Annotated in this window: 26 protein-coding genes; 20 read left to right on the top strand and 6 right to left on the bottom strand. The window is 67.6% G+C overall.

Annotated elements, in window-relative coordinates:
• The first annotated feature begins 1 nt into the window (after nucleotide 1).
• The 6 genes from K2W61_RS14120 (at nucleotide 2) to K2W61_RS14145 (ending at nucleotide 5,266) form a co-directional block, all read left to right on the top strand.
• On the top strand, nucleotides 2–1,117 hold the full coding sequence (locus tag K2W61_RS14120; protein WP_175133828.1) for a carbon-phosphorus lyase complex subunit: 1,116 nt from the start codon (nucleotides 2–4) through the stop codon (nucleotides 1,115–1,117).
• The gene (locus tag K2W61_RS14125; RefSeq protein WP_175133827.1) at nucleotides 1,114–2,004 is read left to right on the top strand and encodes an alpha-D-ribose 1-methylphosphonate 5-phosphate C-P-lyase PhnJ; all 891 of its coding nucleotides are present in this window, start codon (nucleotides 1,114–1,116) and stop codon (nucleotides 2,002–2,004) included. Before K2W61_RS14120 ends, K2W61_RS14125 begins: the two co-directional genes overlap by 4 nt.
• Entirely contained in the window at nucleotides 2,001–2,777 is a 777-nt protein-coding gene (gene phnK, locus K2W61_RS14130; RefSeq protein ID WP_175141584.1) for a phosphonate C-P lyase system protein PhnK, read from the top strand. The genes K2W61_RS14125 and phnK overlap by 4 nt, the downstream gene beginning before the upstream one ends.
• Before the next feature lie 2 nt (nucleotides 2,778–2,779).
• The gene (gene phnL / locus K2W61_RS14135) at nucleotides 2,780–3,502 is read left to right on the top strand and encodes a phosphonate C-P lyase system protein PhnL (protein ID WP_175133824.1); all 723 of its coding nucleotides are present in this window, start codon (nucleotides 2,780–2,782) and stop codon (nucleotides 3,500–3,502) included.
• Nucleotides 3,499–4,698, top strand: coding sequence for an alpha-D-ribose 1-methylphosphonate 5-triphosphate diphosphatase (locus K2W61_RS14140; protein ID WP_236755863.1), 1,200 nt, complete (start codon nucleotides 3,499–3,501; stop codon nucleotides 4,696–4,698). The genes phnL and K2W61_RS14140 overlap by 4 nt, the downstream gene beginning before the upstream one ends.
• A 133-nt stretch (nucleotides 4,699–4,831) precedes the next feature.
• Nucleotides 4,832–5,266 (top strand): hypothetical protein, encoded by a 435-nt coding sequence (locus K2W61_RS14145; protein WP_175133821.1) that lies wholly within the window; start codon nucleotides 4,832–4,834, stop codon nucleotides 5,264–5,266.
• On the opposite strand, the gene K2W61_RS14150 is transcribed toward K2W61_RS14145, so the two are convergent.
• Nucleotides 5,212–6,525, bottom strand: coding sequence for a dicarboxylate/amino acid:cation symporter (locus K2W61_RS14150; RefSeq protein ID WP_175133820.1), 1,314 nt, complete (start codon nucleotides 6,523–6,525; stop codon nucleotides 5,212–5,214). The two genes, K2W61_RS14145 and K2W61_RS14150, sit on opposite strands and share 55 nt — an antisense overlap.
• 321 nt (nucleotides 6,526–6,846) lie before the next feature.
• Here K2W61_RS14150 and K2W61_RS14155 point away from each other — a divergent pair, with 321 nt between their 5' ends.
• Both K2W61_RS14155 and fba read left to right on the top strand, forming a co-directional pair.
• Entirely contained in the window at nucleotides 6,847–7,746 is a 900-nt protein-coding gene (locus K2W61_RS14155) for an SMP-30/gluconolactonase/LRE family protein (protein ID WP_236755865.1), read from the top strand.
• Nucleotides 7,747–7,921: 175 nt separating this feature from the next.
• Complete coding sequence (gene fba / locus K2W61_RS14160; RefSeq protein WP_175133818.1) at nucleotides 7,922–8,986, top strand: class II fructose-bisphosphate aldolase; 1,065 nt, start codon at nucleotides 7,922–7,924, stop codon at nucleotides 8,984–8,986.
• Nucleotides 8,987–9,073: 87 nt separating this feature from the next.
• On the opposite strand, the gene K2W61_RS14165 is transcribed toward fba, so the two are convergent.
• Nucleotides 9,074–9,529 carry a GFA family protein gene (locus K2W61_RS14165; protein ID WP_175133816.1) on the bottom strand — a complete coding sequence of 152 codons (456 nt, stop codon included), beginning with the start codon at nucleotides 9,527–9,529 and terminating at the stop codon, nucleotides 9,074–9,076.
• Nucleotides 9,530–9,702: 173 nt separating this feature from the next.
• Here K2W61_RS14165 and K2W61_RS14170 point away from each other — a divergent pair, with 173 nt between their 5' ends.
• From K2W61_RS14170 to K2W61_RS14195, 6 genes are all read left to right on the top strand, one after another.
• Nucleotides 9,703–10,584, top strand: coding sequence for a phosphoribosylaminoimidazolesuccinocarboxamide synthase (locus K2W61_RS14170; protein ID WP_175133815.1), 882 nt, complete (start codon nucleotides 9,703–9,705; stop codon nucleotides 10,582–10,584).
• Between the two features lie 239 nt (nucleotides 10,585–10,823).
• Nucleotides 10,824–10,982 carry a DUF5993 family protein gene (locus K2W61_RS14175; RefSeq protein WP_175141581.1) on the top strand — a complete coding sequence of 53 codons (159 nt, stop codon included), beginning with the start codon at nucleotides 10,824–10,826 and terminating at the stop codon, nucleotides 10,980–10,982.
• 11 nt (nucleotides 10,983–10,993) lie between these two features.
• Complete coding sequence (locus tag K2W61_RS14180; RefSeq protein WP_175133814.1) at nucleotides 10,994–11,566, top strand: disulfide bond formation protein B; 573 nt, start codon at nucleotides 10,994–10,996, stop codon at nucleotides 11,564–11,566.
• Between the two features lie 74 nt (nucleotides 11,567–11,640).
• Complete coding sequence (gene purE / locus K2W61_RS14185; RefSeq protein WP_175141580.1) at nucleotides 11,641–12,162, top strand: 5-(carboxyamino)imidazole ribonucleotide mutase; 522 nt, start codon at nucleotides 11,641–11,643, stop codon at nucleotides 12,160–12,162.
• Between the two features lie 5 nt (nucleotides 12,163–12,167).
• The gene (locus tag K2W61_RS14190; RefSeq protein ID WP_175133812.1) at nucleotides 12,168–13,358 is read left to right on the top strand and encodes a 5-(carboxyamino)imidazole ribonucleotide synthase; all 1,191 of its coding nucleotides are present in this window, start codon (nucleotides 12,168–12,170) and stop codon (nucleotides 13,356–13,358) included.
• Nucleotides 13,359–13,362: 4 nt separating this feature from the next.
• A complete protein-coding gene (locus K2W61_RS14195) occupies nucleotides 13,363–14,409 on the top strand; it encodes an L-threonylcarbamoyladenylate synthase (RefSeq protein ID WP_236755866.1) in 1,047 nt (348 codons plus the stop codon).
• Nucleotides 14,410–14,418: 9 nt separating this feature from the next.
• Here K2W61_RS14195 and K2W61_RS14200 read toward each other — a convergent pair whose 3' ends face one another.
• From K2W61_RS14200 to K2W61_RS14215, 4 genes are read right to left on the bottom strand one after another with little or no spacing between them, the layout of a single operon-like run.
• On the bottom strand, nucleotides 14,419–15,246 hold the full coding sequence (locus tag K2W61_RS14200; protein ID WP_175133810.1) for an IclR family transcriptional regulator domain-containing protein: 828 nt from the start codon (nucleotides 15,244–15,246) through the stop codon (nucleotides 14,419–14,421).
• Nucleotides 15,246–15,887 (bottom strand): 3-oxoacid CoA-transferase subunit B, encoded by a 642-nt coding sequence (locus tag K2W61_RS14205; protein WP_236755867.1) that lies wholly within the window; start codon nucleotides 15,885–15,887, stop codon nucleotides 15,246–15,248. Before K2W61_RS14205 ends, K2W61_RS14200 begins: the two co-directional genes overlap by 1 nt.
• 10 nt (nucleotides 15,888–15,897) lie before the next feature.
• Entirely contained in the window at nucleotides 15,898–16,578 is a 681-nt protein-coding gene (locus K2W61_RS14210; RefSeq protein ID WP_175133808.1) for a 3-oxoacid CoA-transferase subunit A, read from the bottom strand.
• A 46-nt stretch (nucleotides 16,579–16,624) separates the two neighbouring features.
• Nucleotides 16,625–17,641, bottom strand: coding sequence for a Bug family tripartite tricarboxylate transporter substrate binding protein (locus K2W61_RS14215; protein WP_175141577.1), 1,017 nt, complete (start codon nucleotides 17,639–17,641; stop codon nucleotides 16,625–16,627).
• Between the two features lie 356 nt (nucleotides 17,642–17,997).
• On the opposite strand from K2W61_RS14215, the gene K2W61_RS14220 reads away from it, so the two are divergent.
• The 6 genes from K2W61_RS14220 to K2W61_RS14245 all read left to right on the top strand — a co-directional run bounded on the left by K2W61_RS14220 (nucleotide 17,998) and on the right by K2W61_RS14245 (nucleotide 23,544).
• A complete protein-coding gene (locus K2W61_RS14220) occupies nucleotides 17,998–19,020 on the top strand; it encodes an amino acid ABC transporter substrate-binding protein (protein WP_175133806.1) in 1,023 nt (340 codons plus the stop codon).
• Between the two features lie 149 nt (nucleotides 19,021–19,169).
• Nucleotides 19,170–20,030: an IclR family transcriptional regulator gene (locus tag K2W61_RS14225; protein ID WP_175133805.1), complete on the top strand. Its 861-nt coding sequence runs from the start codon at nucleotides 19,170–19,172 to the stop codon at nucleotides 20,028–20,030.
• A 291-nt stretch (nucleotides 20,031–20,321) separates the two neighbouring features.
• On the top strand, nucleotides 20,322–21,230 hold the full coding sequence (locus K2W61_RS14230) for an arginase family protein (RefSeq protein ID WP_175141604.1): 909 nt from the start codon (nucleotides 20,322–20,324) through the stop codon (nucleotides 21,228–21,230).
• Nucleotides 21,231–21,271: 41 nt separating this feature from the next.
• The gene (locus tag K2W61_RS14235) at nucleotides 21,272–22,063 is read left to right on the top strand and encodes an ABC transporter substrate-binding protein (protein WP_175133804.1); all 792 of its coding nucleotides are present in this window, start codon (nucleotides 21,272–21,274) and stop codon (nucleotides 22,061–22,063) included.
• A gap of 31 nt (nucleotides 22,064–22,094) precedes the next feature.
• Complete coding sequence (locus tag K2W61_RS14240; protein ID WP_175133803.1) at nucleotides 22,095–22,787, top strand: amino acid ABC transporter permease; 693 nt, start codon at nucleotides 22,095–22,097, stop codon at nucleotides 22,785–22,787.
• 4 nt (nucleotides 22,788–22,791) lie between these two features.
• The gene (locus tag K2W61_RS14245) at nucleotides 22,792–23,544 is read left to right on the top strand and encodes an amino acid ABC transporter ATP-binding protein (RefSeq protein ID WP_175133802.1); all 753 of its coding nucleotides are present in this window, start codon (nucleotides 22,792–22,794) and stop codon (nucleotides 23,542–23,544) included.
• Nucleotides 23,545–23,638 lie beyond the last annotated feature (94 nt).

Here is a 23,638-nt window from a genome sequence, read left to right on the forward strand (position 1 = left end):
CATGTATGTGGCCGTCAAAGGGGGCGAACGCGCCATCCTCAATTCCTATCGCATGCTGGATGACTACCGGCGTGGTGACCGGGACCTGCCCGAACTGAGCCTGGACCAGATCCGCGAACAGATGCCGCTGGCGGTGTCGCGCGTGATGGCCGAGGGCTCGCTCTACGATCCGCAACTGGCGGCGCTGGCGCTCAAGCAGGCGGCGGGCGACGCGATCGAGGCGGTGTTCCTGCTGCGCGCCTACCGCACCACGTTGTCGCGCTATGGCTACACCCAGCCCATCGACACGGGCAGCATGCGCCTGCAACGGCGTATCTCGTCCACCTTCAAGGACGTGCCGGGCGGCCAGATCCTCGGCCCGACCTACGACTACACCCAGCGCCTGCTGGATTTTTCACTGGAAGCCGGGCGCGAGGCCGATGCCCTGCCGGCCGGCGGCGCACCGCTGGACAGCGCCATGCCGCGCGTCACCGACCTGTTGGCGCACGACGACCTGATCGACACCGAGCCGGTGCCCGAAGGCGATCCCGAGCCGTTCGACCTGACGCGCCAGCCGCTGGACTTTCCCGCCTCGCGCGCCGCGCGCCTGCAGAATCTGGCGCGCGCCGACGAAGGCTTCCTGCTGTCGATGGGCTATTCCACGCAGCGCGGCTACGGCAACACGCACCCGTTCGCCGCCGAGATCCGCTACGGCTTCCTGGAAGTCGAGATGCACATCGAGGAACTGGGGTTCGCGGTGACCGTGGGCGACATCGAGATCACCGAATGCCAGATGGTGAGCCAGTTCGCCGGCAACGCGGGGGAAGGCCCCAAGTTCACCCGCGGCTACGGCCTGACCTTCGGCTACGGCGAGCGCAAGGCCATGTCGATGGCGCTGGTGGACCGCGCCCTGAAGGCGCAGGAACTGGGCGAACGCGCCGATGCGCCGGCCAACGACCACGAGTTCGTGCTGTACCACAGCGACAACGTCGAGGCCTCCGGTTTCGTGCAGCACCTGAAACTGCCGCACTACGTGGACTTCCAGGCCAACCTGGAACTGTTGCGCCGCCTGCGCGCCGAGCGCGCCGCGCCGGCGCCCGAGAACACCCGCCAGCTGGACGAGGCCGTTGCCCCATGAACACTTGCCACACCCCCGACGCCGCGGTCGAACGCGACGACCACTACAACTACGCCTACCTCGACGAATCCACCAAGCGCATGCTGCGCCGCGCGCTGCTCAAGGCGGTGGCGGTTCCCGGCTACCAAGTGCCGTTCGGCAGCCGCGAGATGCCGCTGCCCTACGGCTGGGGCACGGGCGGCATCCAGGTGACGGCGTCCATCATCGGCCCCGGTGACGTGCTCAAGGTGATCGACCAGGGTTCGGACGACACCACCAATGCCATCAGCATCCGGCGCTTCTTCGGCCGCGTGACCGGCGTGGCCACCACCGAATCGACGCGCGAGGCCAGCATCGTGCAGACGCGCCACCGCATTCCGGAAACGCCGTTGCGCGCGGGCCAGATCATGGTGTTCCAGGTGCCGATTCCCGAGCCGCTGCGCTGGCTCGAACCGAGCGAGAGCGAGACCCGCGCCATGCACGCGCTGGCCGAATACGGCGGCATGCACGTCAAGCTGTACGAGGACATCGCCCAGCATGGCCACATCGCCACCACCTACGACTATCCCGTGATCGTCAACGACCGCTACATGATGCGGCCGTCGCCGATCCCCAAGTTCGACAACCCCAAGCTCGACAACAGCCCGGCGCTGATGCTGTTCGGCGCCGGCCGCGAAAAGCGTGTTTACGCGGTGCCGCCATACACGCGGGTCAAGAGCCTGGATTTCGAGGACCATCCGTTCGCGGTGGAAACGTGGTCGGAATGCTGCGACCTGTGCGGCTCGCGCGACACGTTCCTTGACGAAATCATCCTGGACGATGCCGGCACCCGCCGCTTCGTCTGCTCCGATACCGAATACTGCAACGACCGCCAGGCCGCGCAGGCCGCAAAGGAAGCCGCCGCATGAATGCCCAACCCTTGCTTTCCGTGCGCAGTATGACGCGCACCTGGGACGGCGTGCACGGCTGCCGTGACGTCAGCTTCGACCTGTTCCCCGGCGAGGTGCTGTGCGTGGTGGGCGAATCCGGCTCCGGCAAGAGCACGCTGCTGTCGGCCGTGTCGTACCAGACCCCGCCCGAGGCCGGCAGCGTCTGGTACGACACCCGCGACCAGGGCTTCACCGACCTGGCCGCTTTGCCGAGTGCGCGCCTGCGGCTGCTGGCGCGCACCGATTGGGGCTTCGTGCGCCAGAATGCGCGCGATGGCCTGCGCATGCAGGTCAGCGCCGGCGCCAACATCGCCGAGCGCCTGATGGCGGTCGGCGAGCGCCACTATGGCGAACTGCGCCAGGCCGCGGGCAATTGGCTGCGCAAGATGGAGATCGACGCCGGCCGCCTGGACGACGCGCCGGCCGCGTTTTCCGGGGGCATGCAGCAGCGCCTGCAGATCGCCCGCAACCTGGTGACGCATCCGCGCCTGGTGTTCATGGACGAGCCGACCGCGTCGCTGGACGTATCGGTGCAGGCGCGCCTGCTGGACCTGCTGCGCCAACTGGTGACCGACCTGGGCCTGGCCGCCATTGTCGTCACCCACGACCTGGCGGTGGCGCGGCTGCTGGCGCACCGCACTCTGGTGATGCGTGGCGGCGAGGTGGTCGAGAGCGGCCTGACCGATCAGATCCTCGACGATCCACAGCATCCCTACACCCAGTTGCTGGTGTCTTCCATTTTGCAGAGCTGAGCATGACTGTCGCGAAACCCATGATCGAGGTGCGGGGCCTCGGAAAGCTGTTCACCCTGCACAACCAGGGCGGCATCCGCCTGCCGGTGCTGGAGGCGGTCGATTTCGATGCCGCCGCTGGCGATTGCCTGGTGCTGGCCGGCCCTTCGGGCACCGGCAAGAGCACCCTGCTGCGCTGCCTGTACGGCAATTATCTGGCCACGGAGGGCAGCATCCGCGTGCGCGCCGGCGATGACTGGGCCGAACTGGTCGGCGCTCCCGAGCAGCGCATCCTGGCGCTGCGGCGCGACGTCATCGGCTACGTCAGCCAGTTCCTGCGGGTGATCCCGCGCGTGTCGGCGCTGGATGTGGTGGCCGAGCCATTGCGCATGGCCGGCGTCGAGGCCGGCGAGGCGCGCGAGCGCGCCGCCGCCATGCTGCGGCGCCTGAACCTGCCGCAGCGCCTGTGGGGGCTGGCGCCCGCCACCTTCTCGGGCGGCGAGCAGCAGCGCGTCAATATCGCCCGCGGTTTCATCGCCCGGCATCCGATCCTGTTGCTGGACGAGCCGACCGCCTCGCTGGACCCGGACAACCGCGCCGTGGTGGTGGAACTGATCCGCGAGGCGCGCGCGGCCGGCCGCTGCCTGCTGGGCATTTTCCACGATGCCGAAGTCCGCGATGCCGTGGCGTCGCGCGTCCTGGCCCTGCGTCCCGCGCAGGCTGCCGCCGAACGGGAGCGAGCATGACCAGCACCTACCTGACCCATGCCCGCGTCGTCCTGCCCGACCGCGTGCTGGAAGACAGCGCCGTCCTGATCGACGACGGCATCATCGCCGCCATCGCGCCCGACGGCGCCGCCGCCGACCGCGAGATCGACCTGCGCGGCCTGACCCTGGCGCCCGGCCTGATCGACCTGCATTGCGATGCCATCGAGAAGGAAGCCGAGCCGCGCTCGAAAGTGCTGTTTCCGCTGGATTTCGCGGTGGCGCAGGTGGACCGCCGCAACGCCGCCGCCGGCATCACCACGCCGTACCATGCGCTGTCGTTCGCCAACAGCGAATGGGGCGTGCGCAATAATGAAACCGCCGCCCAGGTGGTGCGCGGCGTGCGCGCCTTCCGCCAGCACAGCCTGGTGGACAACCGCGTGCATTGCCGCTACGAAGTCACCGATGCCACCTCGGTGCCGCTGTTGCGGGCGCTGATGGACGAGGGCGCGGTGGACCTGCTGTCGGTGATGGATCATTCGCCCGGCCAGGGGCAGTTCAAGACGCTGGAATCCTACCTGCAGTACATGATCGGCAACCACGCCATGAGCCGCGAGCAGGCCGAAGCGGCCGCGCATGCCAAGACCCGCGCCAAGGACGGCGCGGTGCAGCGGGTCGAAACCCTGCTGGCGCATGCGCACGGCCTGGGCATTCCCACCGCCAGTCATGACGACGATTCGATCCACCGCATCGCCACCATGCGCAACCTGGGCGTGTCGATGAGCGAATTCCCGATTACGCTGGACACCGCCCGCGCCGCCGTCTCCTGCGGGCTGCCGACCATCCTGGGCGCGCCCAACGTGCTGCGCGGCAAGAGCCAGAGCGGTTCGATGCGCGCCATCGACGCGATCCGCGCCGGCGTGGCGAGCTGCCTGTGCTCGGATTACCAGCCCTCGACCCTGATCGCCGCGGCCTTCGCGCTGGCGGCGCAGACCGAACTGACGTTGCCGCAGGCGCTGGCGCTGGTCACGGCCAATCCGGCCGACGCCTGCGGCCTGAGCGATCGCGGCCGCATCGCGGTGGGCCTGCGTGCCGATCTGGTCGCGGTGGCGCAGGTCGGCGCGCTGCCGTTGATCAGCCACACCTGGAGCGCGGGCCGGCTGGTGTTCTCGACCCATTATCCCTCCGCCCGCGCGGCCGAGCCGGCCGCCGAAGCGCGCGGACGGGTGGCGGCCTGACCCGCAGGGCCGGCGGTATCGCGCGGCCAACCTTGTCGCCGGACAAGCGCCGGACACGCGCATCTGGTTAAATGGGTGATGACGGGGGGCCGCGGCTTGCGCGGCCCGTCTCCTTTATTTTCCGGAGCGTACGATGGCACGATTCAATTTCACCCAGGACCTCGAAGAACCCGATCTCTGGGCCGCCGAAAACGTGCCTGCGGGCGAGGGGCGTCCGCCCATCCACGTCATGATCCAGACCGACGGCGAAGCGCCGACCGGCGCGGCGTCCAAGGTGGTCAAGGCCATCATCGACAACCTCGACGAACAGATCCTGGCCGCCGCCGACTTCCTGCTCGACAACTACTCGTACGAGCATTACAAGAAACTCGGTCTCGAAGACGACCAGCTGCTGGGCGAGGAAAGCGCCGAGGCCATGGCCGAGAAGGCCGTGCTGCGCGCGCTGTGGCTGTTCGACGAGGACGGCGACGGCTACGAACTATGGTTCACGCTGCCCTGGGACCCGGTCCACACTTACGACGTCGAATTCGAGGATGGCGCGCCGGTGGCCTGCTCGGTCAACGACTGAGCAGGCGCGGATCCGTCCGCGGCCGCCAGATCCTCTTCCTTGCCTTCCAGCTTGGCGATGACGGCGGTGGCCAGGCTGTTGCCGACCACGTTGGTGGCGGTGCGGCCCATGTCGAAGAACTGGTCGATGCCCATGATCAGCAGCAGGCCGGCCTCGGGCAGATGGAACATCGGCAGCGTCGCCGCCACCACCACCAGCGAGGCGCGCGCCACGCCAGCCATGCCCTTGCTGGTCACCATCAGCACCAGCAGCAGCGTCAGCTGCTGCGAAAAGCTCATTTCGATGTTGTAGGCCTGCGCGATGAACAGCACCGCGAACGACTGGTACATCATCGAGCCGTCCAGGTTGAATGAGTAACCCAGCGGCAGCACGAAGCCCGAGATGCGCTTGGACACGCCGAAACGCGCCAGCGCCTCGATGGTCTTGGGGTAGGCCGATTCGCTGCTGGCGGTCGAGAAGGCCAGCAGGGTCGGTTCCTTGATCAGGCCGCCCAGGCGGAAGGTGGACTTGCCCAGGAACAGGTAGCCCACGCCGAACAGGATGGCCCACAGCAACGCCAGGCCCAGGTAGAACTCGCCGATCAGCTTGCCGTAGCTGACCAGCACGCCCAGCCCCTCGGTGGTGATGGCCGCGGCCATGGCGGCGAACACGCCCAGCGGCGCGAAGCGCATCACGTAGTCGGTGACGCGGAACATGATCTTGGCCAGCTCGTCGATCACGTTGTAAATGGTGTTGTGGCCCTTGCCGCGGATGAACGACAGCGCCGCGCCGAAGAACAGCGAGAACACCAGGATCTGCAGGATCTCATTGTTGGCCATGGCTTCGGCGATGCTCTTGGGGAACACGTGCGCGATGAAGGCCTTGAGGGTGAAGTCGCCGGTCTTCAGGCCGGCGCTGACGGCCGTGTCGGGCAGCGCCAGGTTCAAGTGGGCGCCCGGCTGGAAGATGTTGACCAGCGCCAGGCCCAGCAGCAGCGAGATGGCCGAGGCGGCGATGAACCAGAACATGGCGCGCAGACCGATGCGGCCGACGGCGCTGGCATCGCTCATGCTGGCCAGGCCCGACACCAGGGTGGCGAATACCAGGGGCGCGATGATCATCTTGATCATGCGCAGGAAGATGTCGGTGATCAGACTGAAGTACGAGGCGATGTCCTTGGCCTCTTGCGCGCTCTGCGCGTACTTGTTGCAGAAATAACCCACCACGACGCCCAGCACCATGGCGATGCCGATGTAACGCGTCAGCTTCTTAGTATTCATCTTCAAAAACAGGAGAACAGGGATCGTCCCGGTCGGCCCCAGGGAGGGCCTTACCCGCCGGCATGGGGCGGGGCGGATCGGTCCAATGACGGATATGCCGGAGGGCAACCGGAGTGCGGGTTAACCCTTGGGGCGCGATGTTAACGTCCCCAGCCTGACAGTCAGTTGTCAGGTTGGGGACGGGTCAACCCCGACTGCCGCGACGCCGCCGGCATGACAAAATGGCCTGGCCCGGGTCGCGCAAGCGCCCTGGGGCCCTCCCTAAATAAAGATAAGGACAGGGCCATGCCGGCCCGCCGCCACCATCAGGAGACAAAAGCCATGCCGCAACGCGAATTGTCCGTCTTGGTCTCGGGGTACACCTACCTGGAAGGCCTGCGCTGGCGCGACGGGCGCCTGTGGGCGTCGGACTTCTATACGGGCAAGGTGATCGCCGTGGACCTGCAGGGCCGGGTCGAGGTCATCTGCCGCGTGCTGGAACAACCGTCCGGCCTGGGCTGGCTGCCCGACGGGCGCCTGCTGATTTCCTCCATGAAAGACCGCAAGCTGCTGCGGCGCGAGCCCGACGGCCGGCTGGTCACGCATTGCGATCTGTCGGCCCTGACCGGCGGCCCGGTCAACGACCTAGTGGTCGACGAGCAGGGGCGCGCCTACGTGGGCAATTTCGGCTTCGACCTGATGGCCGGCGAGCCTTTCGCCACCACCACCCTGGTGCGGGTGGATCCGGACGGCGTGGCGCAGGTGGTGGCCGATGGGCTGTGGTTTCCCAATGGCTCCTTCATCACCCCCGACGGCAAGACCCTGATCGTCAACGAGACCTTCGGCAACCGCATCTCGGAATTCGACATCCTGGCGGATGGCGCGCTCGGACCGCGGCGCGATTGGGCCCATTTCGGCGCCTTGCCCGAGTCGGACGACCTGTCGGTGCTGATCGCGGCCTCGGCCATCGGGCCGGACGGCGGGGCGCTGGACGCCGAGGGCGCGCTGTGGGTGGCCGACGCCATCGGCAAGCGTATCGTGCGGCTGGCGCGCGGCGGCCGGATCCTGGAACAGATCGATACCGGCGAGCTGGGCATCTTCGCGGCGGCCCTGGGCGGCCCGGACGGCAGGACACTGTTCATGGCGGCGGCGCCCGACTTCATCGAGGCCAACCGCCGCGCCAAGCCGGAAGGGCGGATCCTGATGACCGAGGTGGACGTGCCGCACGCGGGACGGCCGTAGGACGGGCGAGGGTCGAACGGGGAGGCGGTGCGGCGGCGGTTCATCCCGCCGGTTTAGTCCTGGCGGATAGGGATACCGGCCGTTTCAAGACCTTTCCGCGAATCCCCCGTAAAATCCCACCATCCCGCTCGGTTTCAACCATCTTTCAATCGACAGTACCTAAGGAGGACCACTCATGGCCCTAGTCTCCATGCGCCAGTTGCTCGACCACGCCGCCGAGCATGGCTACGGCATTCCGGCATTCAACGTCAATAACCTGGAGCAGGTCCAGGCCATCATGGAAGCCGCGTCGGAGACCGACAGCCCGGTGATCATGCAGGCCTCGGCCGGCGCCCGCAAGTACGCCGGCGAAGGCTTCCTGAAGCACTTGATCCAGGCCGCCGTGGAGTCCTACCCGCACATCCCCGTGGTCATGCACCAGGACCACGGTCAGTCGCCCAAGGTCTGCCAGGGCGCCATCGACCTGGGCTTCTCCAGCGTCATGATGGACGGCTCGCTCAAGGAAGACGGCAAGACCATCGCCGACTACGACTACAACGTCGAAGTCACCAAGAAGGTGGTGGACGTGGCCCACAAGCTGGGCGTGACGGTCGAAGGCGAACTGGGCTGCCTGGGCTCGCTCGAAACCATGGAAGGCGACAAGGAAGACGGCCACGGCGCCGACGGCAAGCTGACCATGGACCAGTTGCTGACCGATCCGGAGCAGGCCGCCGACTTCGTGCGCCGCACCCAGCTGGACGCGCTGGCCATCGCCATCGGCACCAGCCACGGCGCCTACAAGTTCACGCGCAAGCCCACCGGCGACATCCTGTCGATCGCCCGCATCAAGGAAATCCACGCCCGCCTGCCCAACACCCATCTGGTGATGCACGGCAGCTCCAGCGTGCCGCAGGAACTGCTGGCCGAGATCCGTGAATTCGGCGGCAACATGAAGGAAACCTACGGCGTGCCGGTAGAGGAAATCCAGGAAGCCATCAAGTACGGCGTGCGCAAGATCAATATCGACACCGATATCCGTCTGGCCATGACCGGCGCCATCCGCCGTTTCTTCGCCGAGAACCCCGAGAAGTTCGACCCGCGCGAATACCTGAAGCCGGCCCGCGCCGCCGCCAAGGCGATCTGTGTGGCTCGCTACACGGAATTCGGCACCGCCGGCAACGCCAGCAAGATCAAGGCGCTGCCCCTGACCGAGATCGCCGCCCAGTACGCGTCGGGCAAGCTGGCCCAGGTGGTGCAGTAAGCCGCCAGCCGCCTCCCCTCGGGGAGGCCGGCCGCAAAAGGGCGGGCCCTCGCGGGCCCGCTTTTTTTTCGTCCGCCGCCAGCCGCCTCAGGCGGGCGGGGCGTTCCGGGGGAAATTCGGCACGCTCCGGTCCACGTGGTGCCAGGACGGCGCCGAGTCGGTCCACATGCTGACGCGGGTATGGAATGCCTCGGGGTCGTCCAGGGAGCCGGCCCGCACCACTTCGTAGGCCATGCCTTCGGAGCCGCCGAACAGCGGCGTGCCACAGTCCGCACAGAAACTGCGCATCACGGTGTGGCCGGAATCGCCCTTGTAGCGGTGTTCGCGCGCCTGGCCGCGCAGCAGGGTGACCGAGCCGGCCGGCAGGATCAGCGCGTGGGCCGGCGCGCCGCCGCTGGAGTACTGGCAATCGCGGCAATGACAGGTGGCCGCCATGATGGGTTCGTCGGTCACTGCGTAGCGCACCGCGCCACATTGGCAGCCACCGGTCAGGTGGACCTGCGCATCGGCGTGGGCCGGGCGTTTCTGGGTTGCATCCTGCATACGACTGTGTCTCCTCCAGGGGTCAAGGGGGCGCCGTGACGCGGCTGCGCGGCCGGCGCATTTTTTGGAATCCGGCCAGACTAACCCGCGCTCCGCCGCCCGGCAAGACGGTGCTATTTGCAGTAATCTATGCGCTTTGCGCGACCCCCATTTTTGCCATAGGCCATTTTTCCGTGACTTCTGCTTTGCATCAATCCAGCATCAAGTCCTTGCCGCTGCTGGGCCGCGGTAAGGTCCGCGACATGTACGCGGTGGGCGACGACAAGTTGCTGATCGTCGCGTCGGACCGCATCTCGGCGTTCGATGTCATCCTCGACGATCCCATCCCCGGCAAGGGGCAGGTGCTGACCGAACTGACCGAGTTCTGGCTGCAGAAGCTGGCCCACATCCTGCCGAACCACTCCACCGGCATCAAGCCCGAAGACGTGGTCGCGCCCGATGAAGTCGACCAGGTACGCGGCCGCGCCGTGGTGGTCAAGCGCCTCAAGCCGATCCTGGTGGAAGCGGTGGCCCGCGGTTACCTGATTGGCTCTGGCTGGAAGGACTACCAGGCCACCGGCGCCGTCTGCGGCATCAAACTGCCGGCCGGCCTGCAGCAGGCCAGCCAGTTGCCCGAACCGATCTTCACGCCGGCGGCCAAGGCTGAATTCGGCATGCATGACGAAAACGTCGATTTCGCCCACGTGGTCAAGGAAGTCGGCCAGGAAATGGCCGAGCGCATCCGCGACGTCACGCTCAAGCTGTACACCGAAGCGGCCAAATTCGCCGCCACCAAGGGCATCATCATCGCCGACACCAAGTTCGAGTTCGGCCTGGATGACGACGGCACGCTGCACCTGATGGACGAAGTGCTGACGCCCGATTCCTCGCGCTTCTGGCCGGCCGACGGCTACCGCGTGGGCATCAGCCCGCCCTCGTTCGACAAGCAGTTCGTGCGCGACTGGCTCGAAACCCAGACCTGGGACAAGACCCCGCCCGCGCCGCGCCTGCCCCAGGACGTGCTGGAAAAGACCGCCGCGAAATACCGCGAAGCGCTCGACCGCCTGGTTGCCTGAGACGCAGCCGCCGCAAGAAGCCGCCCGCTCCGGGCGGTTTTTTTTTGCCCGTGAGGCCACGCCGCTCAGGGTAATCCCTGTTTTTCCGTAAAAATTATTGCTTATTGTTACGTTATACTCGCCGGCAACCTGCAACAGGAAGCCGGCCAATCCGCGGCTTCCCTTCCGCCAATTTGCCGGACGCGGCCCGCAGCCGCCGCCTGGGCCTAGCGCCCACCGGATGTAGAAAGGAGCTGCGCATGATCATGATGTTGCCTTTCCTGACCGGACTGGTCGCCGTGTGGTTCGGCGTGCTGGGCAAGCGCCGTCCATGCGTCGCCTTCTGGCTGATCACCTTGCTGGTGTTCGCCGCCTGGTGCCAGTTCCACATGAACAGCCCGCTGACGCTGTCGCTGTAGGATGGGCCGCGATGATCTTTTCCCGTAATCCGGCGCGCGGCTCGCGCGTGCTCAATGCCCTGGCCCTGCTGGGCGTGACCGTCATCCTGGGCATGGCGTTCGCCTGGCAGTTCGCCTACGACGAATTGCCGTGCCCGCTGTGCCAGCTGCAACGCGTGGCCTTCATTCTGGCCGGCGTGGGCCTGCTGTTGAACCTGCGGCTGGGGCCTTCGCCCATGCACTACGCCATGACCATCGCCGCCTCGCTCGGGGGCATGGTGGCATCGGGCCGCCAGGTGCTGCTGCACATCGCCCCGGGCGATCCCGGCTATGGCACACCCTTCCTGGGCCTGCACTTCTATACCTGGGCTTTCATCGCCTTCTGCGCCCTGGTCGTGTTCTGCGTGCTGATGCTGTCGGTGGACCGCAAATGGGGCGACAACATGCTCAAGCGGCCGGTGTCGGTACTGGGCATGATCATCATGGCCCTGTTTTTCGTCCTGGTGCTGGCCAATCTGGGCAGCACCACGTTGCAATGCGGCTTCGGGCCTTGCCCGGACAACCCCACCACCTACCTCTGGCTGGATTCGGGCAGCGCGCCGTAAGCCTGCCGCCGACGCCGGGTAAAATAACGGGTTTCGCGGTACCGCCGCGGCCTTCCAACTACTCGACATCGGTTATGACAGCCAAGACTTCCGCAGCGGCAGAGGCCCCCCCCGTGGTGGGCGTGATCATGGGTTCCTCCAGCGATTGGGAGGTCATGAAGCACGCCGTCACCATGCTCGAAGACTTCGGCGTGCCGCATGAGGCGCGCGTGATTTCCGCGCACCGCATGCCTCAGGACATGGCCGAATACGGCGCCGCCGCCTATCAGCGCGGCCTGCGTGGCATCATCGCCGGCGCCGGCGGCGCGGCCCACCTGCCCGGCATGATGGCCGCCCTGACCGAAGTGCCGGTGTTCGGCGTGCCGGTGCCGTCCAAATACCTGCGCGGCGAGGATTCGCTGCTGTCGATCGTGCAGATGCCCAAGGGCGTGCCGGTCGCCACCTTCGCCATCGGCGAGGCCGGCGCCGCCAACGCCGCGCTGCACGTCATCGCCACGCTGGCGGGCACCGATGCCGGCCTGCACCAGAAGCTGGTGGCTTTCCGCGCGCGCCAGACGCAGGCCGCGCGCGACATGAAGGTTCCGCCCGAGGCCTGATCCGTATGACGCAATCGACTGCTTTCACCATTGCCCCCGGCGGCTGGCTCGGCCTGCTGGGCGGCGGCCAACTGGGCCGCATGTTCTGCCACGCGGCCCAGAGCCTGGGCTACAAGGTCGCGGTGCTGGACCCGGCCGCCGAATGCCCCGCCGGCATGGTGGCGGACCTGCACATCCAGGCCGCCTATGACGACGAAGACGGGCTGGCGCGCCTGGCGCAGACCTGTCAGGCCGTCACCACCGAATTCGAGAACGTGCCGGCCGACAGCCTGCGCGCGCTGGCGACCCGTTGCCGCGTCAGCCCGGCCGCCGACGCGGTCGCCATCGTGCAGGACCGCATCGCCGAAAAGGCCTTCATCGCCAGTCAGGGCATCGCGGTCGCGCCGCACGCCGCCATCCGCAGCGAAGCCGACCTGCGCGCGGCGCCCGACAGCCTGTTCCCTGGCATCCTCAAGGTGGCCCGCCTGGGCTACGACGGCAAGGGCCAGGCCCGCATCGACACGCGCGAGGCGGCGCTGGCCGCGTTCGCCGAGTTCGGCGGCGTGGCCTGCGTGCTGGAAGCGCTGATGCCGCTGGACTACGAAATCTCGGTGGTGATCGCGCGCGGTTTCGACGGCGCCAGCGTGGTGTTCCCGGTGGCGCGCAACGTGCACCGCGACGGCATCCTGGCCGTGTCGACGGCGGCGCCGGTCAAGCTCGATGCCGCCCATGCCGAACGCCAGGCGCAGGCCACCGCGGCGGCGCAGGCCATCGCGCAGGGCCTGGGCTATCACGGCGTGCTGTGCGTCGAATTCTTTGTGCTCAAGGACGGCAGCCTGATCGTCAACGAAATCGCGCCGCGCCCGCACAACAGCGGCCACTACACCATGGACGCCTGCATCACCAGCCAGTTCGAGCAGCAGGCGCGCGCCATGGCCGGCCTGCCGCTGGGCGCCACCGACCTGCTGGCGCCGGCGGTGATGCTGAACCTGCTGGGCGACATCTGGTATGCGGCGGCCACCGGCGATGCGCAGCGCGAGCCCGACTGGGCGGCCGCGCTGGCGGTGCCCACGGCCAAGCTGCACCTGTACGGCAAGCGCGAGGCGCGCCGTGGCCGCAAGATGGGCCACGTCACCATCGTCGCGCCGACGCTGCAACAGGCCCAGGCCGACGCCGCCCGGGTTGCCGCCGCCCTGGGCATGCAGGCGCCCGAGTAACGCCATGCCCGCTTCGCCCGACTCCGCCAGCGCCGCGGACATCGCCGACGCCGCCCGCCGCCTCTTGGCCGGCGAACTGGTCGCCTTCCCGACCGAGACTGTCTACGGCCTGGGCGCGGACGCCGAGAACCCGCAGGCGGTGGCCAGGATCTACGCCGCCAAGGGCCGGCCGGCGAACCATCCGGTGATCGTGCACATCGCGCCGCAGGGCGACCTGTCGTACTGGGCGGCCGAGGTGCCGCCCGAGGCGCGCCTGCTGATCGACGCCTTCTGGCCCGGTCCGCTGACGCTGATCCTCAAGCGCGCGCCGCATATCGCCGACACCGTCAGCGGCGGCCAGGACAGCATCGGCATCCGCTGCCCCTCGCATCCGGTGGCGCAGGCGCTGCTGGCGGCGTTCGCGGCCGGCAAGCCGAACGGGCAGGGCGGCGTGGCCGCGCCCTCGGCCAACAAGTTCGGCCAGGTCTCGCCGACCCGCGCCGATCACGTGCGCGGTGAATTCCCCGACGAGGTCGCGGCCGGCATGCCGGTGCTGGAAGGCGGCGCCTCCGAGGTCGGCATCGAATCCACCATCCTGGACCTGTCGCGGCTGGACCGTGGCGCCGGCCCGGTACTGCTGCGCCCCGGCCACATCAGCGCCGCGCAGATCGAGGCGGTGCTGGGCGTGCAGGTGTTCGCGCCCGACGCCGCCGCGCCGCGCGCCTCGGGCACGCTGAAGGCACACTACGCGCCGCGCACCGCGCTGGAACTGGCGTCGGATGCGCGTCTGCAGGCCGTGCTGCAAGGCCGCGGCCTGCCGCCGGGCAAGGTGGTGGTGGTGGCGTACACGCCGCCGCCGGCGGCCTGCGACGCGCGCATCCAATGGCAACAGGTGCCGGCCGATCCGGCGCGCTATGCGCAGGCCCTGTATGCGCTGTTGCGCGACCTGGATGGCAGGGGCTTCGAGCGCATCATCGTGCAGGCGCCGCCGGCCGATGACGCCTGGCACGCGGTCAACGACCGCATCGGCCGCGCCGCCGCCGCGTTCACGCTGGACACCACCGACCTGTAGGCCGGCGGTTCAGGCCGCCAGGAATTCGCCGATCCTGGCCACGGCCTGGCGCATCGGCGCCAGGAATTCCCCGGTCAGCCGTTCCAGCGGCACCCGCGCCGCCTTGACACTGACGTTCACCGCGCCGCAGGCCTTGCCGCTGGCCGAGCGCACCGGCACCGAGATGGCGCGCACATTCAACTCCAGTTCCTGGTCGACCACCGCGTAGTCCTGTTCGCGGATGCGCGCCAGTTCGGCCCGCAGCCGCGCTTCGGTGGTGAGGGTGAATTCGGTGTAGGGCTGCAGGTCGGTGGCGGCGAAATAGCGCGCCAGCGCCGGTTCGGACAACTGCGCCAGCAGCACGCGGCCGATCGAAGTGCAGTAGGCCGGCAGGCGGCTGCCCAGCCCCATCGAAGTGGCCAGCAGCCGGTTCACTTCCGAGCGCGCCAGGTAGAGCATTTCGTGCCCCTCCATGATGGCCAGCGCACAGGTTTCATTGACAGTGGCGCTCAGTTCTTCCAGCACCGGCTGCGCTAGCGAGACGAACGGCGTCGACGAGAAGTAGGCGTAGCCCAGCCCCAGGATGCGCGGGGTCAGGATGTACTGGCGGCCATGCTGTTCGGCGATGCCGAGCAGGATCAGCGTGTGCAGGCAGCGCTGCACCACCGCGCGCGGCAGGCCGGCGCGGCGCGCCAGTTCGGCCGCCGTCTGTGGATGGCGGCGGGTGCCGAAGGCGCGGATCACGTGCAGGCCGCGCGCCAGCGTCAGCATGTAGTCGGGATCGCCGCGCAACTGGTCGGGGTGATCCTCGGGGGCGAGCGGCGCGGCGTAGCCGGGCGGGGGAAGGTTGGGCAGCATCAGCCTGCGCGCAGCGGCGCGCCGGTGCGTGCCTGCAGCGCTGTCAATGTCATGCCGTCGATCATATCCCGGACCCACAGGCCGTCGGGCCTGACGTCGATCACGGCCAGGTCGGTGTAGATGCGGTCGACCACGCCGGCGCCGGTCAGCGGGTAGGTGCAGCGCTCGACGATCTTGGGCGAGCCGTCCTTGCTGTTGTGTTCCATCAGGATGTAGACGCTGCGCGCGCCCACCGCCAGGTCCATCGCGCCGCCCACGGCCGGCGCCTCGCCCGGCTTGTTGAGCGACCAGTTGGCCAGATCGCCGTTGGCCGCGACCTGCATGCCGCCCATGACGCAGATGTCCAGGTGGCCGCCGCGCATCATGGCGAAGGAGTCGGCGTGATGGAAATAGGCGCCGCCTTCGAGCAGCGTCACCGGTTGCTTGCCGGCGTTGATCAGGTCCAGGTCGATCTGCTCCGCGGCGGGCGGCGGGCCCATGCCGAGAATACCGTTTTCACTGTGCAGCACGATTTCGCGGCCGGCCGGCAGTTGCGCGGCCACCAGCACCGGCATGCCGATGCCCAGGTTGACGTAGCTGCCGTCGGGGATGTCTTGCGCCAGGCGCCGCGCCATGGCCTCGCGGGAGAGGGGAGTGGGCATGGGAATTCCTTCAGCTGGAGAACGCGGATTGGGCCACCTGGGTGACGCGCTGGACGAAAATGCCCGGCGTCACCACGGCTTCGGGCGACAGTTCGCCCAGCGCCACCTTGGCGCGCACCTGCACGATGGTGGTCGCCGCGGCCATGCACATGATGGGGCCGAAGTTGCGGGCGCTCTTGCGGTAGGTGAGGTTGCCCCAGCGGTCGGCCTGATCGGCCTTGACCAGCGCGAAGTCGCCGCGCAGCGGCGTTTCGAACACATGGCCGCGGCCGTCGATGATGCGGGTCTCCTTGCCGGCGGCCAGTTCGGTGCCGTAGGCGGTGGGGGTGAAGAAGCCGCCCAGGCCGGCGCCGGCGGCGCGCAGCCGTTCGGCGATGGTGCCCTGCGGCACGCATTCCAGTTCGATGCCGCCGCGCCGGTACAGATCGTCGAAGACCCACGAATGCGAAGCCTTTGGGAACGAGCAGATGACCTTGCGCACGCGGCCGGCCTTGATCAAGGCGGCCAGGCCGGTCTCGTGGTTGCCGGCGTTGTTGCTGACCACGGTGAGTTCGCGCGCGCCCTGGTCGATCAGGGCGTGCAGCAGTTCGGTGGGCATGCCGGCGCCGCCGAAGCCGCTGACCAGCACGGTGGCGCCGTCATGGATGTCGGCCACGGCGGCCGCGGGAGTGTCGATGAACTTGTCGATCATGGTTGCTGCTTCCGATGGGGCGCGCGGGCGGCGCGCCCCGTGTTGCTCAATTCACCGTGATGCGGGCCTGCTTGATGATCTCGGCGTAGCGCGCCGAGTCCTGCTTCATCAGTTCGGCGAATTGCGCCGGCGTGCCGCTGGCCGGCAGGAAGCCGGCGTCCAGGAATTTCTGGCGCACGTCCGGTTCCTGCACGATCTCGCTGATTTCGCGCGCCATGCGTTCGATGATCGGCCTGGGCGTGTTGGCCGGCGCCATCAGGCCAGCCCACGATCCGGTGACGAAACCGGGCATGCCGGCTTCCTCCATGGTGGGAATCGACGGTTCGGTCGGCCAGCGCTGCTTGCCGGTGAAGCCGAGCGCCTTCAGGCGGTTCTGCTTGACGTACTGCATCGGCACCAGGATCGGGTCGAACACCATCGACACCCGGCCGCCGAGCAGGTCGGTCAGGATCGGCGCGCTGCCCTTGTAGGCCACGTGCGTCATGGTGATCTTGTTGCGCAGCGCGAAATCGGCGCCGGTCAGGTGGGCGCTGGAGCCGTTGCCGCTGGAGGCGTAGGTGAGCTTGTCGGGATGCTTGCGGGCGTATTCCACCAGTTCGGCCACGCTGTTGACCGGAATGTCCTGGGACACGAACAGGAACAGCGGCAGGTCCGCCATCTGGGCCACGGGCGTCAGGTCGCCGGGCTTGTAGCCCAGCTTGTAGAGGTGGAAATTGATGATGTAGGCCGGCAGCACGGACAGGAAGGTGTAGCCGTCGGGATCGGCCTTGGCGGCGATCGACGCGCCCACGCTGCTGTTGGCGCCCGGCCGGTTCTCGACGATGATGGTCTGCTTCAGGCGCGGGCCGAGTTTGTCCATCACGATGCGGGTGACGGTGTCGGTGGAGCCGCCCGGCGTGTAGGGGACGATCACCTTGATCGGCTTGCTGGGCCAGTCGTCGGCATGGGCCGGCGCGGCGGCCAGGCCGCTGGCGGTCAGGGCGGCGCACAACAGGGTCTTGAGGGCGTGGCGGCGATAGCTTGCCGCCGGGCTGCGGAGCTGCGGTTTTCTTGCAAGTGCCATGGATTTGTCTCCTCCATGAGTCGGCCGTTGGCCGGCGCGCGTCCCGCGGATTGTTGTTTTGGCGCGGCCGGCTTTTCTGTGGATAGTTGATCGCGCCGTCCAGCGGACAGGGCGCGAAAAAAGTATGGCACGCGGGCCAGCCCTGGCCGCGGCGCGAGCCCGTCAATAAAGTTCGATCACCGGACTTCATGAGTCTCTACCTAACCATTTGCTACTCGGGTTTCCACTAGGGCCGGGCGCGTTGTTCACTCAGTGGACATCGCGTAATCTGGCGGCCGGTCCATAACGCATGGGCTTGGTTTCAGCCGCTGTGGGCCTACAGGCCGGCGCGGGCATCTAATTCAGGAGAAGCAATAATGAAGCGGTTGATTTCGTTTGCTGCCGGCGCGCTTGCCCTGGCGTGCGCCTCCCAGGCGGCGGTGGCCGGCCCGACGCTGGATGCGGTCAAGAAGAAAGGCTTCGTGCAGTGCGGCCTGACCGATGGCGTTTCGGGCTTCTCGGCCACCGACAGCAAGGGCGAATGGGAAGGCATGGACGTGGACATCTGCCGCGCCGTCGCCGCCGCCGTGTTCGGCGACCCGACCAAATTCAAGGGCACCGCCCTGTCCACGCAGCAACGCTTCACCGCGCTGCAGTCGGGCGAGGTCGACGTGCTGCTGCGCACCGTCACCCTGACCCAGACGCGCGATACCTCGCTGGGCCTGTCGGCCGTGGCCGCCAGCTTCTACGACGGCCAGGGCATCCTGGTGAGCAAGAAGCTGGGCGTGAAAAGCGCCAAGGAACTGAACGGCGCCACCGTCTGCGTGCAGCCGGGCACCACCACCGAACTGAACCTGGCCGACTGGTTCCGCGCCAACAACATCGAGTTCAAGCCGGTCGTGATCGACAAGGTCACCGAAGTCGTGCGCGCCTTCGAATCGGGCCGCTGCGACGCCTTCACCGACGACGCCTCGCAGCTGGCCGCGGTGCGCGCCACCCAGGTGGCCAAGCCGGATGACTACGAGATCCTGCCGGAACGCTTCTCCAAGGAGCCGCTTGGCCCCATGGTGCGCCAGGGCGACGAGAACTGGCTCGGCATCGTGCGCTGGACGCTGTTTGCGCTGCTGGAAGCCGAGGAATACGGCATCACGCAGAAAAACGTGGACGAGATGCTCAAGAGCAACAACCCCAATGTCCTGCGCATCCTGGGTGTGACGCCGGGCGCCGGCAAGAACATGGGCCTGGACGAAAAGTGGGCCTACAACGCGATCAAGGCCGTGGGCAACTATGGCGAAGTGTTCGAGCGCAATGTCGGCAAGGACAGCAAGCTCGGACTGCAACGCGGCACCAACGCGCTGTGGAGCAAGGGCGGCGCGATGTATCCGTGGCCGATCCGCTGAGCATGCCAGCCTGAGCTGGAACGGCCCGCCGCGCGCGGGCCGTTTGTGTTTTACGGCCCGTGCGACGGGCAATGGCGGGATCGTCATGCGATATGGCCGCACCGTAATGCGGTACGCTATGCGCTTTTCCACCGGACGCAGCGCGCGCCATGACGCAGACCCGACCCGAGGACTCTCCCTTGTTCATTGCCGCCCTGGCACGCGGTGTTTCCGTGCTGCGGGCCTTCAGCGAGGGCCGGCCGGCCATGACGCTGCCGGAACTGGCCGAAGCCACCGGCCTGAGCAAGAGTTCGGTGCAGCGCTTCACCCACACGTTGTGGACGCTGGGCTACCTGCGCAAGGACCCCGCCAGCAAGAAATTCTCGCTCGGGCCGTGGTCGCTGGAACTGGGCATGAAGTATGTGCAGACCAGTCCGCTGGTGCTGGGGGGCAATCCGTTCCTGCACTCGCTCAACCGCAATTGCCAGGAAACGTGCAGCCTGGCCGAGCCCGACGGGCTGGACATGGTGTACGTGGCGCGCTTTGCGACCCACAAGGAAATGTTCGTCAACATGCCGGTCGGCATGCGACTGCCGCTGTATTGCACGGCGGCCGGCCGCGCGGTGCTGGCGCGCCTGGATCCGGACGTGGCGCGCGGGCTGCTGGCGCGATGCGAGCGCAAGGCCTATACCGCGGCCACCATCACCGGGCTGGACGCGCTGCTGGCCGAGTTGGAGTTCGCGCGCCGCCATGGCTATGCGCGTTCGAACGGCGAGTTCTACCCCGGCGACATCACCGTCAGCGCGGCCGTGCTGGATGCCGGCGGTACGCCGCTGGGGGCGGTCAACGTCTCGGTGCCGTCGAGCCGCTGGTCGTTCGAGCAGGCGCAAGCCGTGTTCGGCCCCCAAGTGGTGGAGACCGCGCACGCCATCAGTGCCTCGCGCACCTTGGGGCGCTCGCATCCCTTCTATGAGCTTGAACCGCCCGGCGGCGCGCTGCGCGCCACGCCGTTTGCCGACGACGACGCCTGAGCGCGATCGCGGCGCCCCGCAGGCGCCGGCCCGGTGCGCCGCCGGTGCGCCCGCAGGGTGCCGCGCGTCCTGATTCCATACTTATTTTGTCGGATATTCCGTTGCCAATTCAGGGGAACTCCCTAATTGGCGGTGCCTTGGTGTACGCGCTAATCTGATTTTGACACGATCGTATCGCATAGCGATTTGATTGAATCTAAATTATCGGTTCGCCCAGATAGCGGGCCGTCGCCAAGGAGCTGCGCAGTGCCGTCGTCCGCCGAAGTCCGCTTTCATCCCGTGCCGGGATTCATGGGCCTGCCAGCGGCCCGCGCCGCCGCAGCCGGCGCGGCGCGCGCCTGCGTGGTGGGCATCCCGTTCGATTGCGGCACGCACCCTTTCCGGGTCGGTTCGCGCCAGGGGCCGGACGCCATCCGCGAGCAGTCGCGCCTGCTGCGGCCGGTGGATATCTTCCGCCGCCATGGCATCGACAATCCGCCGGAGTTCCTGCGCGCGATCGACGTCGGCAATGTGGCCTGCCATCCGGGCGATCCGGACGCTTCCTATCCCTTGATCGAGGCAGGCATCGGCGCCATCCTCGACAGCGGCGCGATCCCGATCTCGATGGGAGGCGATGGCGCGGTGACCCTGCCGCAACTGCGTGCCGTGGCGCAACGTCATCCCGATTTCGTGGTGCTGCACTTCGATTCGCACACCGACACCTATCCGATCCCTGGCTACAACACCGCCACCACCTTCACCCGCGCCGCCGAAGAAGGATTGCTGGACGTGCGGCGCAGCTACCACGTGGGCACGCGCGGCAGCTCGTTCATGCCGGGCGTGCTGGAATTCGGCCGCGAGGTTGGCTACACCATTGTGCCGTTCGATGAGTTCGACGCGGACCAGCGCGGCGCGCTCGATGCCATCAAGCAGCGCATTGGCCAGCGGCCGGTGTACCTGTGCTTCGACATGGACATCTTCGATCCTTCCTGCGCGCCAGGCGTCTGCACGCCGGAGTGGGGCGGGCTGTCGCCCAAGGAAGGGCTGGGCCTGCTGCGTCAGTTGGCGGGCCTGAACTTCGTGGCGTTCGATGTGAACACCGTCTCGCCGCCACAGGACGTGCAGGGCGCCACGGCGTTCCTGGCCGCCACCGTCATGCAGGAATTCTGCGCCCTGGCGGCGGTGGCGGTACGGCAGTACCCGCAAGGACGTCCGGACTGAACCGGCGCATTGCGGCATCCATTTCATACAAGGGGAATAGCATGAAACTCAAATCCATCCTGCTGGGCCTGGCGTCGGCCGCGTTGCTGGCGCAGGCCGGCGCCAGCGTGGCGCGCACGCTCGACGAAGTGCGTGCCGACAAGACCTTGAACGTGGTGACCACCGCGTCCGCGCCGCCGCACGGCTTCAAGAACCCGCGGTCGAACCGGCTCGAAGGCATCATGGTGGACGTGGCCGCCGCGGTCGCCAAGCACCTGGGCGTGGCCGACACGCTGACGGACGTGCCGTTCTCCGGGTTGATTCCGACGCTGACCTCGGGCCGCGCCGACCTGATGTCGGCGCCGTTGTTCATCACCGAGGAACGCGCCCGCGCCATCGATTTTTCGGCGCCGGTCTACGAATGGGGCGAAGGCATCGTGGTCAGCGACAAGGCCAAGCGCCGCTATGGCAAGTTCGAGGACATGCAGGGCCAGAAGGTCGGCGTGCTGGTGGACTCGGTGCAGTTCAACATGATCAAGGACATGCCGGGCACCAAGGTATCCACATACCAGGACTACTCGACGCTGCTGGCCGACGTGCGCGCCGGCCGTATCGACCTGGGCATCGTCGATCCGCCCAGCATCATCTACCAGATCAAGACCAAGAACATCCCCGGCGTGAAGCTGGACACCAGCTACCAGCCGCAGCGCAAGTGGCAGGTGGGCATGGCGGTGCAGAAGGGCAACGCGACTTTGCTGGAAGCCGTCAACGCCGCGCTGGCCGAGATGAAGCGCAACGGCGAACTCGCCGCGATCGGGCAGAAGTGGGGCGTGTCCGACCTGCTGAGCAAATAACGCGCCTCGCGCCACCGACAAGGAGCCGGAATTGGATCTCGCTACGTTGCGCATGTACCTGACCCCGCTGGCCGAGGGCACGGTATGGACCCTTGCGCTGTTCTTCTGTTCGGCCTTCCTGGCGGTGGCGCTGGGCCTGGTCGTGTGCCTGTGCCGCCTGTCGCGGCGGCCGGCGTTGAGCCGCGCCGCGCGCGTCTATATCGACATCATCCGCGGCACGCCGCTGCTGCTGCAATTGTTCTACATCTACTATGGCCTGCCGGAGCTGGGCGTGGTGATCAACGGCTTCGTGGCCGGCGTGCTGGGGCTGACGCTGAATTTCGGCGCCTATCTGGCCGAGCTGTTCCGCAGCGGCATCCAATCGGTGGACGCGGGGCAATACGAGGCGGCGCGCGCGCTGGGGCTGCGGCGCACGCAGCGGCTGCAGCGTATCGTGCTGCCGCAGGCGCTGCGCACCATCTTCCCGGCGCTCGGCAATTACGCGCTGGTGCTGGTCAAGGAGACCTCGCTGGTAGCCGTGATCAGCGTCTACGAACTGATGCGCGCCGGCGAGATGCTGGCCGGCGCCACTTTCCAGGCGCTGACGGTCTACACCATGGTCGGGGTCATCTACTTCGTACTGTGCAGCGCGCTGGCCTATCTGTTCCGGCGCTCGGAAAAGCGCCTGACCGTGCCCGGCTACTGGAGCGGCGCCGGCGACAACCACGATATCTCGAAGGCCTGACGCCATGGATGCAATCAACGACGTGGCGCCCATCATCAGCATGCGGGGCGTCTCCAAATGGTATGGCGACTTCAAGGTGCTCGACGGGCTCGACCTGGCGGTGCGGCCCGGCGAAAAGCTGATTCTTTGCGGTCCTTCCGGTTCGGGCAAGTCCACCACCATCCGCCTGCTCAACCGGCTGGAGGAACACCAGCGCGGCACCATCATTGTCGACGGCATCGAGCTGAACGACGAGGTCGGCAATATCGAGCGCATCCGTGCCGAGGTCGGCATGGTGTTCCAGCATTTCAACCTGTTCCCGCACCTGACGGTGCTGGAGAACTGCACACTGGCGCCGATGCTGGTCAAGGGCGTGGCGCCGGCGGAGGCGGAAAGCCGCGCCATGCAGTACCTGGAGCGCGTCAAGATCCCGCAGCACGCCGCCAAGTATCCGGGGCAGTTGTCCGGCGGCCAGAAGCAGCGCGTGGCGATCGCCCGCGCGCTGTGCATGCAGCCGAAGATCATGCTGTTCGATGAGCCGACCTCGGCGCTCGACCCGGAGATGGTCAAGGAAGTGCTCGATACCATGGTGGCCCTGGCGCGCGACGGCATGACCATGGTCTGCGTGACCCACGAGATGGGATTCGCGCGCGAGGTGGGCGACCGGGTGGTGTTCATGGACCAGGGCGCGATCGTCGAGACCGCCGCGCCCGACGAGTTCTTCCGCGCGCCGCGCACGGAGCGGGCGCAGGCCTTTCTGGGGCAGATCCTGGCGTAGGCGCGGCGCGCGCCGTCTGAAATTCCGTCCGACGGAACATGCCGAATGGTTCCATGCCGGCGCGCGCAACTGGCTCTAGCGGGTTTGCGCTACC

This window comes from Achromobacter pulmonis (genome assembly GCF_021733725.1).
Classification (GTDB): Bacteria; Pseudomonadota; Gammaproteobacteria; order Burkholderiales; family Burkholderiaceae_B; genus Achromobacter; species Achromobacter pulmonis.